This window comes from Rhizobium sp. P1_C7 (genome assembly GCF_056406295.1).
Window position 1 is genome coordinate 93,842 of the sequence record NZ_JBFUAL010000002.1, and the last position, 16,278, is coordinate 110,119.

The following is a 16,278-nucleotide window of genomic DNA, read 5'->3' on the forward strand; positions in this document are numbered from 1 at the left end:
TTTGTCCCTCGTTTGTCTTGCTGCTATGAGGCTGCAAAACGCCGCCCTCAACGGATTCTTGGAGCAAACCATGGAACGCACGTGCCTTGCCGTCATTCTCGCCGCAGGCGACAGCACGCGAATGAAGTCGTCGAAGTCGAAGGTTCTGCATTCCGTTGCGAACCGTCCGATGATCGCGCATGTTGTCGACGCTGTGGCAAAGACCGACATCGCGTCCGTGGCGCTTGTCGTTGGACGCGACGCGGTCGAGGTGGCAAAAGCGGCAAGTGTCAGCGGCGTCGCAATCGAGGCGTACCTTCAAAAGGAACGCCTGGGAACCGGCCATGCAGTTCTTGCGGCAAAGGATGCGATTGCCCGCGGCTATGACGACATCATCGTCACCTACGGAGATGTGCCGCTGCAGACGGATGGCCCGCTGAAGGCCGCGCGTCAGGGCCTTGCGGATGGAAGTGACATCGTAGTTATCGGGTTTCACACGGACAGGCCAACCGGCTACGGTCGCCTGCTTGTCAAGGACGGAGAGCTCATCGCCATCCGCGAGGAGAAGGACGCGACCGACGCCGAGCGCGCCGTCACCTGGTGCAACAGCGGCCTGATGGCGATCAACGGTCACAAGGCGCTCGATCTCCTCTCTCGCATCGGTAACAGCAATGCAAAGCGCGAGTACTATCTGACTGATCTCGTCGAGATCGCCCGTTCGCTCGGCGGGCGCGTGACGGCAGTCGATGCGCCGGAAGTCGAAATGACCGGTTGCAACAACCGTGCCGAACTCGCCGTGATCGAACGCTTGTGGCAGGAACGCCGCCGGCATGAACTGATGATATCGGGCGTCACCATGATTGCGCCTGAAACAGTCTTCCTTTCATACGACACGGTCATAGGTCAGGACGCGCTGATTGAGCCGAACGTCGTGTTCGGAGCCGGCAGCGTTATCGAGGGCGGTGCAGTCATCCATGCCTTCTCCCATATCGAAGGCGCGCATGTCAGCGCCGGCGCAACGGTCGGTCCATTCGCGCGGCTTCGGCCGGGCGCCGATTTGGCAACGGGTGCGAAAGTGGGCAATTTCTGCGAAGTCAAGAACGGCAAGATCGGCGAGGGCGCCAAGGTCAATCACTTGACCTATATAGGCGATGCGAAAATCGGCGCCGGTGCAAACATTGGCGCAGGCACGGTCACGTGCAACTATGACGGCGTCAACAAGAGCGAGACGCTGATCGGCGAGAATGCCTTTGTCGGCTCGAACTCGTCGCTCGTCGCGCCCGTCAGCATCGGCGACAACGCCTATGTCGCATCTGGCAGCGTCATCACTTCGGATGTGCCGGCCGACGCGTTGGCACTCGGGCGCGCGCGTCAGGAAGTAAAGCCGGGGCGCGCAACCGTCCTGCGCGAGCGCGCGCTTGTCGTCAAGGCAGCGAAGAAAGCTAGGGGTTGACGGACTTTCGTAACGGCTGGAAATCGAAAGTGACCGCCGAGCCGATTGAGAAACAAGAGAAAATTGCTACGACTTGCCTCCGAAACGGAAGGCTCTGGGGATTTGCATGTGCGGAATTGTTGGGATCGTTGGAAACAGTCCGGTCGCGGAGCGTCTTGTCGATGCGCTGAAGCGGCTTGAGTATCGCGGCTATGATTCTGCCGGCATTGCGACCGTTCATGACGGCGCACTGGAGCGCCGCCGCGCGGAAGGCAAGCTATTCAACCTCGAGAAGCGCCTTGATGCCGAACCGCTGCCAGGCACGACAGGGATAGCGCATACGCGCTGGGCGACGCATGGCGTGCCCAACGAGACCAACGCACACCCGCATTTCGTGCAAGGCGTCGCGGTCGTCCACAACGGCATCATCGAGAATTTCTCCGAGCTGCGCGACGAGCTGACGGCGGAAGGCGCGATCTTCCACACGCAGACCGACACCGAGGTCGTCGCCCACCTGATCGCGAAATACCTGCAAGATGGGCTTGAACCCCGCGCGGCGATGATGAAGATGCTCAATCGTGTGAGCGGTGCCTACGCGCTCGCCGTGATGCTGCAGAGCGATCCCGGTACGATCATGGCGGCCCGCTCCGGCCCGCCGCTTGCCATCGGCTATGGCAAGGGCGAAATGTTCCTTGGTTCCGATGCGATCGCTCTTTCGCCCTTCACCAATGAAATCACCTACCTCGTCGACGGCGACTGGGCTGTCCTGACGAAGGACGGTGCGTCGATCCTCGACTATACGGGCAAGGTGATCGAGCGACCGCGGCAGATTTCTCAGACGACGGCCTATGTTGTTGACAAGGGCAATCACCGGCATTTCATGGAGAAGGAAATCTATGAGCAGCCGGAAGTCATCTCTCATGCCCTCAGCCACTACGTGGACTTTGCCAGCAACACCGTAGGCACCAACGCGGCAGCGATTGACTTCAAGGCGACCACGGGCCTCGCCATTTCGGCCTGCGGCACTGCCTATTTGGCCGGCCTCGTCGGAAAATACTGGTTCGAGCGCTACGCGCGCTTGCCCGTCGAGATTGATGTTGCCTCGGAGTTCCGCTACCGCGAAATGCCGCTGTCGCCAAGGCAGGCAGCGCTTTTCATCTCCCAGTCAGGCGAAACCGCCGATACGCTTGCATCGTTGCGCTATTGCAAGGAGCGCGGGCTGAAGATCGGCGCGGTGGTCAACGTCAGGGAATCGACGATCGCCCGTGAGGCGGATGCCGTTTTCCCGATCATGGCCGGGCCGGAGATCGGCGTTGCCTCGACAAAGGCCTTCACCTGCCAGCTTGCTGTTCTCGCATCGCTGGCGCTTGGTGCCGGCAAGGCGAGGGGAACGATCAGCGCCGTGCAGGAAAGGGAACTCGTTCGCCATCTGGCGGAAATGCCGCGCATCATGAGCCGCGTGCTGAATTCGATCCAGCCGCAGATGGAAAGCCTTTCGCGCGAACTTTCGAAATGCCGCGACGTTCTCTACCTCGGCCGTGGCACGAGCTTCCCGCTCGCCATGGAAGGCGCTCTCAAGCTCAAGGAAATCTCCTACATTCATGCTGAGGGCTATGCCGCCGGTGAGCTGAAGCACGGGCCGATTGCGCTGATCGACGAGAATATGCCGGTTATCGTGATCGCGCCTTATGACCGGTTCTTCGATAAGACGGTCTCCAACATGCAGGAAGTCGCAGCCCGCGGCGGCCGTATCATTTTCATCACCGACGAGGCGGGGGCGGCGGCTTCGAAGCTGCCGACCATGGCAACGATCACCTTGCCGAACGTCGACGAGATTATTGCGCCGATGATTTTCTCGCTGCCGATTCAGCTACTTGCTTATCATACGGCAGTGTTTTTGGGGACGGATGTCGATCAGCCGCGCAATCTCGCGAAATCGGTCACGGTAGAGTGAGGCCAGCCGCAAAGGCTTGTGCGTCACGGCAAATTCTGGCAGCTTCGCCGTGGAGATCACGGGGGCACTGATTTCCGATTGCCGGTATGCTCAACGGAGTTCATCAGCAAACGATGACGGATAAAATGCCCCGATTGTCGGTCGCCGCACGGATCAGAAACAATTTTCTGGCCGGTGTGATCATTTGCGCCCCTATTGCGATCACGCTGTGGCTCACCTGGTCGGTCGTCCGCTGGGCGGATAGCTGGGTGAAGCCTTATCTGCCGGCCCGCTACGACCCGGACAACTACCTGAATTTCGCCGTTCCGGGTTCGGGGCTTCTGATCGCGCTGATTATGATCACGCTCATCGGATTCCTCGGCAAGAACCTTATCGGTCAATCCATCGTTCAGTTCAGCGAATCTCTGGTGCGCCGCGTGCCGCTGGTCCGCGTCATCTACAAGAGCGTGAAGCAGATTTTCGAGACAGTGCTGAAGGAGCGAAGCAATTCCTTCAAGAAGGTCGGCCTTATCGAGTATCCAAGCGCGGGACTGTGGTCACTTGTCTTTGTCGCAACGGATGCGAAGGGCGAGATCGCGTCGAAGTTCAATGCGATGGGCCACGACATGGTCAGCGTCTTTCTGCCGCCAACGCCGGTGCCCACGGCCGGATTTCTGATCTTCGTGCCGCGCGATAAGATCGTATTTCTCGATATGTCGCCTGAGGATGCTGCAAAGCTTCTGATCTCGGGCGGTCTCGTGACGCCCGAGGAGCTCGTGTCGCGCATACCGAAGCCGGAGCGCCCCCGGCTGCCGGAACCCGCGCCGGTTGAGATGTAAGCGGGGCAGTTCAGGCGCCTGCCTTTTCCCACTTCTTGATAAGCCTATCGCGTTTCAGCTTGGAGAGACGCTGCAGCCAGAAGATCCCGTCAAGCTGGTCGATTTCGTGCTGAATGCAGACGGCGAGAAAGTCATCGGCCTCTTCCTCGTGCGGCAGTCCGTCGAGGTCGTGGTAGCGAAACCGGATCGCTTTTGCTCGTGTTACGCCTTCCGTCATTCCCGGCATGGAAACGCTGCCTTCGGTATGGCGGATCGTCTCTTGCGAAGACGAAACGATCTCCGGGTTTATATAGCAGCGCACGCCGTGCTCGCGGCTGAGCTCGATTACCGTCACGCGTTTGAACACCCCGATATGGGCGGCTGTGATCCCGACGCCGGGGGCTGCGCGCATCGTATCGAGCAGATCGGTGACAAATAGGCGGAGGTTATCGTCAAACACGGTCACGGGCTCGCACATGGCTTTCAGGCCGACATTAGGATAGCGCAGGATGGGGCGGACGGGCACGAAAGATGCTCCTGATTCACGATGGGCGGAAACTATCGATAGACTGGCAGATTGTCATCCCGGCGAACTGTTTGCGGCTGGACGCGCTAGCGGCTTTCGGCTAGCACGAAACTAATTTTCGGCGTTTCGAAGGTGTCGAGCTTCGAAACAGATGCGAGGGCGGCAAAGGATGACGAACGAAGGAGAAGAGCTCGTCCGCACGCGTCCGGAGGACAGCGAAGCCGACATCTACGATGAGAACGGTCACGTCCGAGGTGACTTCCTGGCGCTCGTTGGCGCCGCAATCGCAGACCGCGATACCATCTTCCTGCGCCAGCACGTTGCGCGCCTGCACGAATCCGAAATAGGCGACCTCCTCGAATCGATCCAGCCGGATCAGCGCCTGGCGCTTGTGCGCCTGCTAGGCGACCAGTTCGACATGACGGCGCTGACCGAGGTTGATGAGGCGATCCGTCGCGAGATCGTCGATCAGATGCCGAACGATCAGATCGCAGCAGCGATCGGCGAGCTAGATTCGGACGACGCGGTCTACATTCTCGAGGATCTCGACAAGGAAGACCGCGAAGAGATCCTGGCGCAGCTGCCGTTTACCGAACGCGTGCGCCTGCGCCGTGCACTCGATTATCCCGAAAGTTCGGCCGGCCGCCGAATGCAGACCGAATTCGTCGCCGTTCCGCCCTTCTGGACCGTTGGCCAGACCATCGACTACATGCGCGACGAAGAAAACCTGCCATATTCCTTCTCGCAGATCTTCGTCATTGATCCGACGTTCAAGCTGCTCGGCGCCGTCGATCTCGACAAGATCCTACGCACCAAGCGACAGTCGAAGATCGAAACCATCATGCGGGAGACGAATCATCCGATTCCCGCCGAGATGGACCAGGAAGAGGCTGCCCAGCTTTTCGAGCAGTACGACCTTCTGTCAGCCGCGGTCGTCGACGAGAACGACAGGCTCGTGGGCGTGCTCACCATCGACGACGTGGTGGACGTCATTCATGAAGAGGCTGACGAGGATATCAAACGCCTCGGCGGTGTCGGTGACGAAGAGCTTTCCGACAATGTCATCTCGACAGTGCGCTCACGCTTTCTCTGGTTGCTGATCAATCTTGGAACGGCGCTACTGTCGGCAAGCGTGATTGGGTTGTTCGACGAGTCGATCGAGAAGATGATTGCGCTTGCCGTGCTGATGCCGATCGTCGCCTCTATGGGCGGCAACGCCGGCACGCAGACGATGACGGTGACGGTCCGTGCTCTCGCGACCGGGGACATCGACATCTACAACGCCGGTCGAATCATTCGACGAGAGGCAGGGGTCGGCATTGCCAATGGGGCGATGTTCTCGGTCATCATGGGGGTGATCGCAGCGACCTGGTTCCACGACTATCAGCTCGGCTTAGTCATCGGAGCGGCAATGATCATCAATTTGTTCGCGGCCGCTCTTGCAGGGATACTTCTGCCGCTGCTCCTGGACAAGCTCGGAGCCGATCCGGCGATTGCCTCGTCCGTCTTCGTCACCACCGTCACGGACTGTACCGGCTTTTTCGCATTCCTCGGAATAGCCACATGGTGGTTCGGAATTTAGCCGGCTTGGATCGATGTGCACAAATTGACTATTACGTAAAAGTCAATATTATGGATTCCTCACAGTTGGGGGATCCATGCCGGTTAGCAAATACTATAGCATAACGGAGTTGACGCGCGAGTTCGGCGTCTCGACCCGCACGCTCAGATTTTATGAAGACGAGGGATTAATCCACCCGGAGCGTCGGGGGCGTACGCGACTGTTCCGCCCGGCGGACCGGCGCCTCATTCAGGAAATATTACGCGGCCGCCGCATCGGCTTCACAATCGCTGAGATCCGCGAGATCATTCAGGTTTACAAGGAGCCTCCGGGCGAACTCGGACAGCTCAAGCTTTTGATGTCGCGCGTCGACGAAAAGCGCGACGAGTTGCGCCAGAAGCGCAAGGATATCGACGACACGCTGGCAGAACTCAACAACATAGAGGAAGCCTGTCTCGGCCGCCTCGCCGAAATCGGCGTTGGTACCTGATCTACTGCCCCCTGGCGCTGCACTCGTCGGCAAGCGCCATGATCCGTCCATCACCCGCCTTGATCGAACCGGCTTGGAATGACGTGAAGAGATTTTGTGCCTGCAGCTTTTCGAGCGTGCACTGACAAAAGCTGCGGCACAGCGCTTCGCCCTCCTGCTGGGTGCAGGACACGTTGCATTGCCGGAGATAGCCGTCGATCGGCTCGGGCTTGGCTGGCGGTACGATGATCGATAATCCGTAGGCGAGCGAGATCAATACGGGCTGGTGGATGAGGTAGAAGGCCAGGCTGTGGCGTCCTGCCTTGGCGAGAAGGGTTGAACCGGTCCCCAGACGCGCAAGCCGAGCGGGAACCTCGGTCTTCACAGCAATCATGGCCGACGTGAGGCCAAGCATGAACGGCACCGCCCATGGGAACACGGGAACATAGTCGTTCGACCGCTGCGGCATCTCCGCAAATCCGATCCACGCCAAATAGCGCGGGTTGAAGAACGCCGAACGCAGGACGCCTGGCGCGATCCAAGTGTCGACGAACCAGGCAAGCGTCGCCAGTGCCGTGACGGCGATTGTCGCTGGCGAAGGAATCCGCAACAGCAAAACGCCGAACAGACTGACGACTCCGATGCAGTGGAGGATCCCGAAGAATATCCATTCGCCTGGCATGAAGAACCATGTGGCGACGGAGATCGTGGCCGCCGCTGCGACGATTATCGAAAATCGCTTCCAGAACTGTCGCCAACGAACCTCCGGCATATTAGCGAGCACCAGGCTGATGCCGACGATGAAGAGGAATGTCGAGGCAATGGCGCGGGCATAGATCTTCAGCCACCCCGTTTCCGCCGTTCCCGGAGTAAGATACCCCATGAACTCCATGTCCCAGGTGAAGTGATAGGTCGCCATCGCGATTAGTGCGGCGCCGCGGACCGAATCCAGCAAGCCGATCCGAGGTGGCCTGGCACTCGCTTCCATTTCCGTCGCCAGAGCAGTCATTTACAATCCCCCGGATGAGTCGTTGCCGTCTTCTGACGGACTACCGCCGGGAATAGGATAAAGGTGGAGATTTGATGGCGGCCCGGTATCTAGGATCGCCAGCCTTGCTTCGGAAAAGAACTGCCGCCGCGTCAGCACGATGATCACGATGGCTGTCGTCAGCATGAAGACATACGGATTGATGAACCAGCCGAGATATCCGATCGAAAGAAAGATCGCCCGCAGGCCCTCGTTGAAATGGCCGCCGGCGATGATATTCATCCTGATGACGCGCTCGGCGGCGCGTTCGGCCGCGATGATGTCTCGCTCGGTATCGCGCATCATCGGAATGGACCCGAAGAGAATGGTGCAGTAGTTGAATAGCCGGTACGACCAGCCGAATTTGAAGAAGGCATAGCCGAACAAGGCAGCCAGTCCTCCGACCTTCATCTCGAATACGGCATGTCCGCTATGGAAGACGAATGGCAGATCGGCGAAAACGGCATCCACCTTCTCCGTTGCGCCGAGTAGGGCAAAGCAGCTGCCGATCGCGAAGATCGAGGTTGAGGCGAAAAACGCCGTGCCGTTCTGCAGACCCGCCATGATCTGGGTGTCGATCATCTTAAGGTCGCGGCGCAGCGAGTTGTATATCCACTCGCGCCGTCGTTCCCCCATCGCATGGGTAAGGCTTGTCCTGCCGAAGAGGCTGGCGCCGCGCAAGAGCCGTGAGTAACCGAACCAAAGGATCGCAAAAAAGACCAGTGCGATGTAATCCGCTGTCGTCATCATTATATTAATTCAGTTCCCCGTCGAACGGCGTCACTCTACAGATGCGGGCGCCGGCCGCAATAACCAGGAACTTCCGGCGTTTCATTTTGATGATGTCGCACGTGTGAAATGCTATGTCGGTGCATCGAACGGGTCGCGGGCGACTCTGTCGTAGCTTTTGTGAGCCAATTTCAACAGGACGCACTCATGTTCCTTTCCGTCTTCGACGTATTCAAGATCGGCGTCGGCCCTTCAAGCTCGCATACGATGGGCCCGATGACGGCGGCCAACCGCTTTCTCGATCTGTTACTGTCGGACGAATGGCCGCGCCCGTCGTCGGGCGCGCAGGTCGCCGCCATAAAGGTCAGCTTGCATGGCTCACTGGCGCACACCGGCATCGGTCACGGAACGGGCAGGGCCGTAATTCTCGGTTTGTTGGGTGAACAGCCGGACAGCGTTGATCCGGACAAGATGGACGACATCATCGACCGCGTCGAGCGTTCTGGACGCATCACGCCGCCGAACCACCCGAGCTATCAGTTCCAGCCTAAGAAAGACCTGGTTTTCGACAAGAAGCAGCCGCTGCCCGGCCATGCGAACGGCATGTCGTTTTCCGCATACGACAAGGATGGGCGCATGCTGCTGCGGCGCGTCTACTACTCCGTCGGCGGCGGCTTCGTGGTAACCGACACCGAGCTGGAGACGATGCGCGCAAAGAAGAAGGCGCCTTCGGATTCCGCCAAAGTGCCGTATCCGTTTTCTACCGCCAGGCAGATGCTCGACATGGCGGCGCGCTCTGGACTTTCCATCGCCCAGATGAAGCGTGCAAACGAAGAAAGCCAGAGGAGCCCCGAGGAGCTCGACGTCGGCCTGGACCGCATATGGGAGGCCATGCGCTCCTGCATCGAGCGCGGTCTCAAGGTCGACGGCATCATGCCGGGTGGCCTCAACGTCCGCAGGCGAGCCCGCGCCATACACGACAAGCTCCAGGAGGAGTGGCGCAGCAACCGCATCAATCCGCTGCTCGCCAATGACTGGCTGAGCGTTTATGCGATGGCGGTCAATGAAGAGAATGCGGCCGGCGGTCGTGTCGTCACCGCGCCGACGAACGGTGCTGCCGGCGTCATCCCCGCCACTATCCGCTACTACGAGCATTTCCACGACGACTGGGATCAGAACGGCATCCGAGACTATCTGCTGACGGCTGCTGCCATCGGCGGCATCATCAAGCACAATGCTTCGATTTCAGGCGCTGAGGTCGGCTGTCAAGGTGAGGTGGGGTCTGCTGCTGCCATGGCGGCCGCCGGACTTGCCGCCGTTATGGGCGGCTCGCCCGAGCAGATCGAGAACGCCGCAGAGATCGCACTTGAACATCATCTCGGCATGAGCTGCGATCCGGTCGCGGGTCTCGTACAAGTTCCGTGCATCGAGCGAAACGCGCTTGGTGCAGTAAAGGCGGTCACAGCGGCCTCGCTTGCGATCAAGGGCGACGGCAAGCATTTTGTGCCGCTCGATGCCTGCATCGAAACCATGCGCCAGACCGGCCACGACATGAGCGAGAAGTACAAGGAAACGTCGACAGGCGGCCTCGCTGTGAACGTCGTCGAGTGCTGACGTGCCAGGGCGCGGTGCTACCCTCATCGTAAGATGATTGAACACCGTGCTCAAAATTGCTGCACATCTGCGCAGGCCATACGCTAGCCGCTTGACGCTGACAGGTAAAAGGATTTCAACGGCGCCATGGTTTTGCATCTGATAAAATTATGCGTTGGCGCCGACTCGATTGACGATCTGCGCGAATGGGTGGCGGAGCGCTCGCTGCGCGCGATTGCCGCCGGGCTCCAGCCGCATTCCGTCCACACGACGAGAATGGTCCCGAAACGCGTTGACGAGCTGCTGAATGGCGGCTCGCTTTACTGGGTCATCAAGGGACAGGTGCAGGCGCGCCAGAAGCTGCTGGACATCCAGACATTCACGGACGGCGAGGGAATAGTCCGCTGCCACCTGATGCTCGGCCCGGAGGTTATCGAAACCTCGGTGCAGCCGAAGCGTGCTTTCCAGGGGTGGCGCTACTACCCCGAAGAAGATACGCCGCGCGATCTTCACAGCCTCGGCGAGGGTATCGCTGAAATGCCCGCGGATCTGCGCCGCGAGCTTTCCGAGCTAGGACTTCTCTAGGCGCTCAATCAGCGAAGTCGCAGGGTCACCGGGGCGCGACCGCCTGGGCAGGTGACGTGCAAATGGATGCTCGCTTCGGGTTGAGAATAGCGCCACGCGCGCGCGCCGTGGCACAGCAGAAGATTGATCAGATCCTTTGTCTTTGCCGTCTTTGGCTTCTGCCGCTGAAGGCCAATTTCCGCCAGGCGAAGCGCCGCTTCATGAAGCGGATGCAGCACCGAGCGCGGATTTTTCCCCGTGATTTGGCCTTGAGGCGGAAATTCCGGAACGTTCTCGTTGATCGCCATTGTCATCCCTCGTACGCAATACACATCGAGCCTAAGAACTTCGGCCGGATCGCGAACACCGATCGCGGCCGTATTCCTGTCGCCATGAAGGGCGACAGTCCTTGTCACTACTGAGCCGAGGCCCAGCACTTCACGCCGGCGCGTTTCAGTGCGTTGCAGGCGTTCACAGCGTCTCGCTGTTCATCGAAGCCGCCAAAGCGGGCGCGATAGCTTCCGGCATAGGCGACGGCGAAAGGCTTGGCCGAACGCAGCGTCTTGCCGCCCTTGATGCGGGCTACATCGAGCAGGTCCATGGCGCCTTCCTTGCTCGACGAAACGCCGATCTGAACGACCCAACCGCTTGGCTGCGGCTCCTTCGTCGACGCTGTCGTCAGCGTATCGACCGAGGTGTCTCCCTGTTCCGGCGGAACGTAGGAAGTAGCAGGCGCAGGGACGGCCAGGGAAGCCTGCTTGATGGGCTGCGTCCTGACCTTGGCCGGCGCGGGCATATCCTGCTGCAGAAGCGGGTTGTCGGATTTCTCCGTGGACGCCGCAGCGTAGGCGGCGATCTGAGTGGAGGCACTCTGATCCCGAACATCCGGCGTCGGGCCCTTGTGTGGCAGGCCGACGTCTGTTGCCGCGGAGGCAACTTCAGTCTTCGCAGCCGTGACCGGGATGACAGGTTGCGTCGAAATCTTTGGCGCCTGCGCGATGAGATTGGACGAAACACCGCGGTTGGATGCTTTCGGCAGATAGGAGGCAATCAGATTGCGCATCTGATTGTCACGGGCAGGGGTGGACGCTCCGCCGAGAACGACGCCGACGATGGACTTGCCGTCAACCTGAACCGAGCTCACGAGATTGAAGCCTGCCGCGCGCGTGTAGCCCGTCTTGATGCCATCAACGCCGCGCACGGAACCGACGAGGCGGTTGTGGCTGCGGATGATGCGGTTGCCGAACTTGAAGCTCTGTGTGGAGAAGTAACCGTAATACTGCGGGAAATGCTGGCGCAGCGCGATGCCCAGACGAGCCTGGTCGCGTGCGGTGGTCATCTGCGCCGTGTTTGGCAGGCCGTTGGCGTTGCGGTAGGTCGTGCGAGTCATGCCGAGCGCGTGCGCCTTGGCAGTCATGATCTGTGCAAACCGGTCCTCGCTGCCGCCGAGCAATTCGCCGAGCGCCGTCGAGGCGTCGTTGGCGGACAGGGTCACGAGGCCGAGAATGGCCTGCTCCACGGAGATGGTGCCGCCCGGGCGCACGCCGAGCTTGGTCGGTGCCTGGCCGGATGCGTGAGCCGAGAAGGGGACGGCGCTATCGAGGCGGATGCGGCCCTGTTCCAACGCTTCGAAGGTGAGATAGAGCGTCATCATCTTTGTCAGCGAAGCCGGATACTGCAAGCGGTCGGCGTTTTCGCTGTAGAGAACGTTTCCGGTATTGGCGTCAACGACGATCCCTGCATATTTGGAATTTGCAGCCTCGGCATCGGCGCTCACCGAGTCGATCGCCACGATGCCGACTGCCATTGACAGCGCCAGGATCGCCTTGATCAAGAAATTGCTGGAACGGGATGGAGATGCGGAAGCTGACCTTGACACTATTTCACTCTTCGCTTGCAGTTCACATATTCGCGGGACCGCGCGCCCTCCCGCACGATCGACCTATTCGAAATTAGCGCTCCGGGGTTACCAATCCGTTTATGATTAATCGTTTCTTTCGCCATGCCGGAGTAATCTACGGGCCTGTCGCGGAACGGGTCATGAGGCGCACTTCCACAAAATGGCGAATAGCGGCATCAATATGGTCCCAGTCGGGCAAATGCCGACTCGAGAAGCGGTAAAGCACACTTAAATCGCGGCCCATTTTGATATCGCGCTGGCAATCGCCGCTGGTCGCCATCTCCAGCGCGGAGGGGAGTACGCAGCGAACGACATAATCCGGCCCACCAGACCTCTGCGCGGTCAATAGCACCTCGCCGGCGTAGCCCGCATCCGGGCGAAGGCGATGCAACATCATGCCGTTCGCAAACGGCGCTGGATCGCCCTCGACGAGATGGGAATAGATCGGTTCCATCCGGCCCGACATGTCGCGGGACATGGTGCTCTGGGTGATCTGCAGAAAAATGAGATCGGAAGACTGGGCAACGTCGTCGAAACGCTGTCGGTTGTCCTTGGTGTAGCCCTGCATTTGCGGCCATGTGAAGTAGAGATCGGCACGCTCGGACGCGCCCTCGTGCCGTTGGCTCGGAAAGCGCAGCGTATTCTCCGGCACTTGCAGCGTATCGCGACCGATCGTCAGCGCGACCAACGCTGTGCTCTCGGTATTGCCGGCAAGGGAGACGCGCGCGCCGAACCAGCGGCCGCCGATGCTTATTCCCACCGTGAGCGCTGCGAGCAAGGCGACAACCGCCGTCGTCCGGACGAGAAAGCCTGTCGACAGAACCGGCGTTTCTTCGATGCTCTCGGCACCGCGCGCAAGATCGTTCATTGCGGCCCTCGGATATCGACCGCAGCAGGAAAGGACATGAGCCGCCGGTTGGATAATTGTCGCACTGATAATCTGGCGGGCTTGGTTAATTAATAGTTAAGATTGCGTGGTGGTGCGGATAAAAAATGAGCCGCTCCTGGGGCAGCAGGAGCGGCTCTCGAGCGCCGATCAGGACGATATGCGGGGACGGACCGGAGCGCCAGGCCATTGCCACCGGTTAGCCGGCGGCCTGATTGTTACTTGACGCTGCCGACTGCAACCGCGCGGCCGTCCTGAAGCTTGACCCAGCGGGTCGGATCACCTGCCGACTGACGCTTGAGGAAGGTGTATTCGGTATCGGCCCAGAGCATCACCTTGTTGCGCATGTTGTCGAGGATGAAATCGCCTCGGTCCGTACGGACGGTCAGCACCGCATGACCTTCGCCGTTCGGCTGCAGGACGACCGTCATCAGTAGATCGGAAGGCGAGAAACCGGCGTCGATTAGCATCTTGCGCTTGAGCAGCGCATAGTCTTCGCAGTCACCGACGGTGCGCGGGTAGGCCCAACGCTCTTCGACGCCATAGATCTCCTTGTCGGTCATCGGCGTGATCGACGAATTGACCTGATAGTTGATCTTGAGGATGGTCTTCCAGCGTTCCTCTGTCAGGAGGAGAGCGCCCTCGTCACCGGCAGGATTGCTGCAGTCGGCCGGAATTTCCTTGCAGAATTGATAGGCTCCGATTGGTGGGCTCGAATTGCCTGCCACGGTCATGTTCAGGTAGGTCGCCTGGCCCGCGCCCGCCATTACGATCAGCATCACGCCGGCTGCAAAGCCGCCTTTGATGAAAGTCGTTATTGTCATTTGTCGTCTCCCCGTTTGTGAGGAGACCTTGACATATGCGCTTTTACTCGACGCAAAATTGCGTAGTTAAATTAAAGGCTTAGTTGATTCAAAAGCACGCTGAATTCGACTAAAAACAAAATCGAATTCGCCTAAAATTCGAGATGCTTTCGCGCTAAATTTGATTCAAATTGTAGCGTCTCCAGAAAGTTCTCGGCGCATCAAACGGTCCATTTCGCGGTGAAGGATTAACGTCGCTGGCCGGAAGCGGCTCCTGATAACGGTTTCTTCACCATGGGATCGGCATCGCGTGCGCGCTGCGTGCGTGCCAGATCAGTGCGTTCGACTTAAAAACGAGCAGAATCCTGCCCGATTCCGGTCGTCTGCGCCTGGAATTATTTTGAGGAAATCTCGGAAAACCGTTGGTTCGCGGCGATGATTGCGCACGCCATGCCCTCGTTTGCTGGAGAGTGCGCGGCGTTCCCGATGATCACCAGCTCGCTCTCCGGCCTTGCATTCGTCAGTTCCCAGGCTGTCGTCAGCTGCCTCAAGGTCGAGTGGCACTTCGATCAGCACTCCAGGGATCGCTTTCATCCTATCGGCGTTGCGCAACAGGCGACTGTCTTAAGCCAGCCGCCCAGCGAAAAGTAGTGGGTGATGATCCACGCACGAGTAAGAAGGTGTCGTGGGTCCTTCCAGCGACGTGGAAATCCGGTGGGATCGGCAAGGAGAATGGAGGCCGCTTTCACGCGGGGTTGCATATCAGGCGCATCGAGCAGCCGGCGATAGCCTTCGGTGACGCCGATCGACCGGTGATCTTCCGCAATGCTGCGATGAGGCGGCGTTCCTCGGGAGAGAGGACTGCCATTCCGCGTGTCAGCCAATCGATCTCGGGTCGGCAACGCGGGCATGCACCATGGCCGCCACGCGGGCTGGATGGGTCTGCGCATAGGCAAGGGCGAGCGTCGACCCCCGGAGGTTTCGAACAGGAGCCAGTCCGTCACCTGTAGGTGGCGCCGGAGATTCTCGATATCGTCGATGAGATGCCACGTCGTGTTTTCGCTAAGATCAGTCTCCATGTGGGCCGCGCACGGCAGACTGCGTCCGCAGTTGTGCTGGTCGAAGAGGATGATGCGTCAAGCGGAAGGATCGAAATAGCGCGCAGCAGACGGTGTGAGCCTGTTCCCGGGCCACCGTGAAGAAAAAGCGCCGGCCGACTGCGCGGATTGCCGTACGCCTCCCAGCTGCCCACTACCGACATCCAGGAAGCCGTGCTCGTAGGGCTCTATCTCAGGCTAAGAACTACCATGCGCCACCTTTTCGCGGCGACGTCCATGCGTCAGCCGCATGACACCCTGATGACGGCAATCAGAGAAATTCGCGAAGCGTCTCGCGGGACTGTACCGAGAGGAACTCGATCGCCACGCCTTCCGAGAAATGGCGCACGACGCGTCCGCGCATGTTTCCAAGCCGCACGGGCGTGCCGATCGGCGGGCGCATCTCGACGTCGACGGCAGCCCCGGAGAGCGACAAATCCATGATACGGCAGCTGTAACGCGTGCCGTCCTCGAGGGTGATCTGCGTCTGCGATTCGCGCGTCATCAAGCGGTCGTGACGACGATCTTCGGGGAGGCCGAGTTCATGCTTGTTTGCAAGCCACGTCAACTGAGCTGCAAGTTTTTCGCGCTTTCGCTCGGTCGCGTGGATCGACATCGAGAAGCCGCGGCCGTCGACGGCTTGGACATAGCCTTCGACGCGTCCGAGATGATCGATGTAGGCGACAACACGCTCGTTGGCGCGAGGACGACCGGGGCAGGTCACATACATGTCGCCGGGCGACATGTCGATGACGACGCACTCGTATTCCTCGTAGTTCGCCAGCATCAGCCTGCCCTGCATATTGATGGGCACGCGCTGAAATGCACCCTGTTCAAGGCGAGGCGCAGTCCGTTGCGTCTGAGCTTGCTGGAACGCGTGCATTAATACGGCTTCTTTATATAAATCTTGCCGTCGATCTTTACCCACAATCCCTTAACAGAAGGTTGTATCAGCGACGTT

The 16,278-nt window shown here is 59.6% G+C and carries 15 protein-coding genes and 1 pseudogene; 7 read left to right on the forward strand and 9 right to left on the reverse strand.

The annotated features are described in order from the left end of the window. Positions 1–70 precede the first annotated feature (70 nt). The 3 genes from glmU (at position 71) to AC1D2R_RS03570 (ending at position 4,183) form a co-directional block, all read left to right on the forward strand. Complete coding sequence (glmU, locus tag AC1D2R_RS03560; protein ID WP_477964836.1) at positions 71–1,432, forward strand: bifunctional UDP-N-acetylglucosamine diphosphorylase/glucosamine-1-phosphate N-acetyltransferase GlmU; 1,362 nt, start codon at positions 71–73, stop codon at positions 1,430–1,432. A gap of 106 nt (positions 1,433–1,538) precedes the next feature. Continuing rightward, the gene (gene glmS / locus AC1D2R_RS03565) at positions 1,539–3,365 is read left to right on the forward strand and encodes a glutamine--fructose-6-phosphate transaminase (isomerizing) (RefSeq protein ID WP_477964838.1); all 1,827 of its coding nucleotides are present in this window, start codon (positions 1,539–1,541) and stop codon (positions 3,363–3,365) included. A gap of 113 nt (positions 3,366–3,478) precedes the next feature. After that, positions 3,479–4,183, forward strand: coding sequence for a DUF502 domain-containing protein (locus AC1D2R_RS03570; RefSeq protein ID WP_477964840.1), 705 nt, complete (start codon positions 3,479–3,481; stop codon positions 4,181–4,183). Positions 4,184–4,193: 10 nt separating this feature from the next. Here AC1D2R_RS03570 and AC1D2R_RS03575 read toward each other — a convergent pair whose 3' ends face one another. Continuing rightward, positions 4,194–4,688, reverse strand: coding sequence for a peptide deformylase (locus AC1D2R_RS03575; protein ID WP_477964842.1), 495 nt, complete (start codon positions 4,686–4,688; stop codon positions 4,194–4,196). Positions 4,689–4,857: 169 nt separating this feature from the next. Here AC1D2R_RS03575 and mgtE point away from each other — a divergent pair, with 169 nt between their 5' ends. Continuing rightward, the gene (gene mgtE, locus AC1D2R_RS03580) at positions 4,858–6,270 is read left to right on the forward strand and encodes a magnesium transporter (RefSeq protein WP_477964844.1); all 1,413 of its coding nucleotides are present in this window, start codon (positions 4,858–4,860) and stop codon (positions 6,268–6,270) included. A 76-nt stretch (positions 6,271–6,346) separates the two neighbouring features. Further along, positions 6,347–6,739: a MerR family transcriptional regulator gene (locus AC1D2R_RS03585; protein WP_057468743.1), complete on the forward strand. Its 393-nt coding sequence runs from the start codon at positions 6,347–6,349 to the stop codon at positions 6,737–6,739. Between the two features lies 1 nt (position 6,740). Here the strand turns inward: AC1D2R_RS03585 and AC1D2R_RS03590 are convergent, their stop codons facing one another. Beyond that, positions 6,741–7,727 (reverse strand): heparan-alpha-glucosaminide N-acetyltransferase, encoded by a 987-nt coding sequence (locus AC1D2R_RS03590; RefSeq protein ID WP_477964847.1) that lies wholly within the window; start codon positions 7,725–7,727, stop codon positions 6,741–6,743. Continuing rightward, on the reverse strand, positions 7,728–8,492 hold the full coding sequence (locus AC1D2R_RS03595; protein WP_477964849.1) for a DUF599 domain-containing protein: 765 nt from the start codon (positions 8,490–8,492) through the stop codon (positions 7,728–7,730). 189 nt (positions 8,493–8,681) lie between these two features. Here AC1D2R_RS03595 and AC1D2R_RS03600 point away from each other — a divergent pair, with 189 nt between their 5' ends. Both AC1D2R_RS03600 and AC1D2R_RS03605 read left to right on the forward strand, forming a co-directional pair. Next, the gene (locus AC1D2R_RS03600; protein WP_477964851.1) at positions 8,682–10,088 is read left to right on the forward strand and encodes an L-serine ammonia-lyase; all 1,407 of its coding nucleotides are present in this window, start codon (positions 8,682–8,684) and stop codon (positions 10,086–10,088) included. Positions 10,089–10,214: 126 nt separating this feature from the next. Next, positions 10,215–10,652: a DUF1489 family protein gene (locus AC1D2R_RS03605; protein ID WP_477964853.1), complete on the forward strand. Its 438-nt coding sequence runs from the start codon at positions 10,215–10,217 to the stop codon at positions 10,650–10,652. 8 nt (positions 10,653–10,660) lie between these two features. Here the strand turns inward: AC1D2R_RS03605 and AC1D2R_RS03610 are convergent, their stop codons facing one another. The 6 genes and pseudogenes from AC1D2R_RS03610 to AC1D2R_RS03635 form a co-directional block, all read right to left on the reverse strand. Continuing rightward, entirely contained in the window at positions 10,661–10,939 is a 279-nt protein-coding gene (locus AC1D2R_RS03610) for a hypothetical protein (RefSeq protein ID WP_477964855.1), read from the reverse strand. Positions 10,940–11,046: 107 nt separating this feature from the next. Then, the gene (locus AC1D2R_RS03615) at positions 11,047–12,531 is read right to left on the reverse strand and encodes a D-alanyl-D-alanine carboxypeptidase (protein ID WP_477965385.1); all 1,485 of its coding nucleotides are present in this window, start codon (positions 12,529–12,531) and stop codon (positions 11,047–11,049) included. Between the two features lie 115 nt (positions 12,532–12,646). Continuing rightward, complete coding sequence (locus tag AC1D2R_RS03620) at positions 12,647–13,399, reverse strand: hypothetical protein (protein ID WP_477964857.1); 753 nt, start codon at positions 13,397–13,399, stop codon at positions 12,647–12,649. 236 nt (positions 13,400–13,635) lie between these two features. Further along, complete coding sequence (locus AC1D2R_RS03625) at positions 13,636–14,241, reverse strand: transglutaminase-like cysteine peptidase (protein WP_477964859.1); 606 nt, start codon at positions 14,239–14,241, stop codon at positions 13,636–13,638. A 374-nt stretch (positions 14,242–14,615) separates the two neighbouring features. Then, positions 14,616–15,509, reverse strand: a pseudogene (locus AC1D2R_RS03630) (alpha/beta fold hydrolase). 79 nt (positions 15,510–15,588) lie between these two features. Continuing rightward, positions 15,589–16,200, reverse strand: coding sequence for a PilZ domain-containing protein (locus tag AC1D2R_RS03635; RefSeq protein WP_477964861.1), 612 nt, complete (start codon positions 16,198–16,200; stop codon positions 15,589–15,591). Positions 16,201–16,278: the final 78 nt, after the last annotated feature.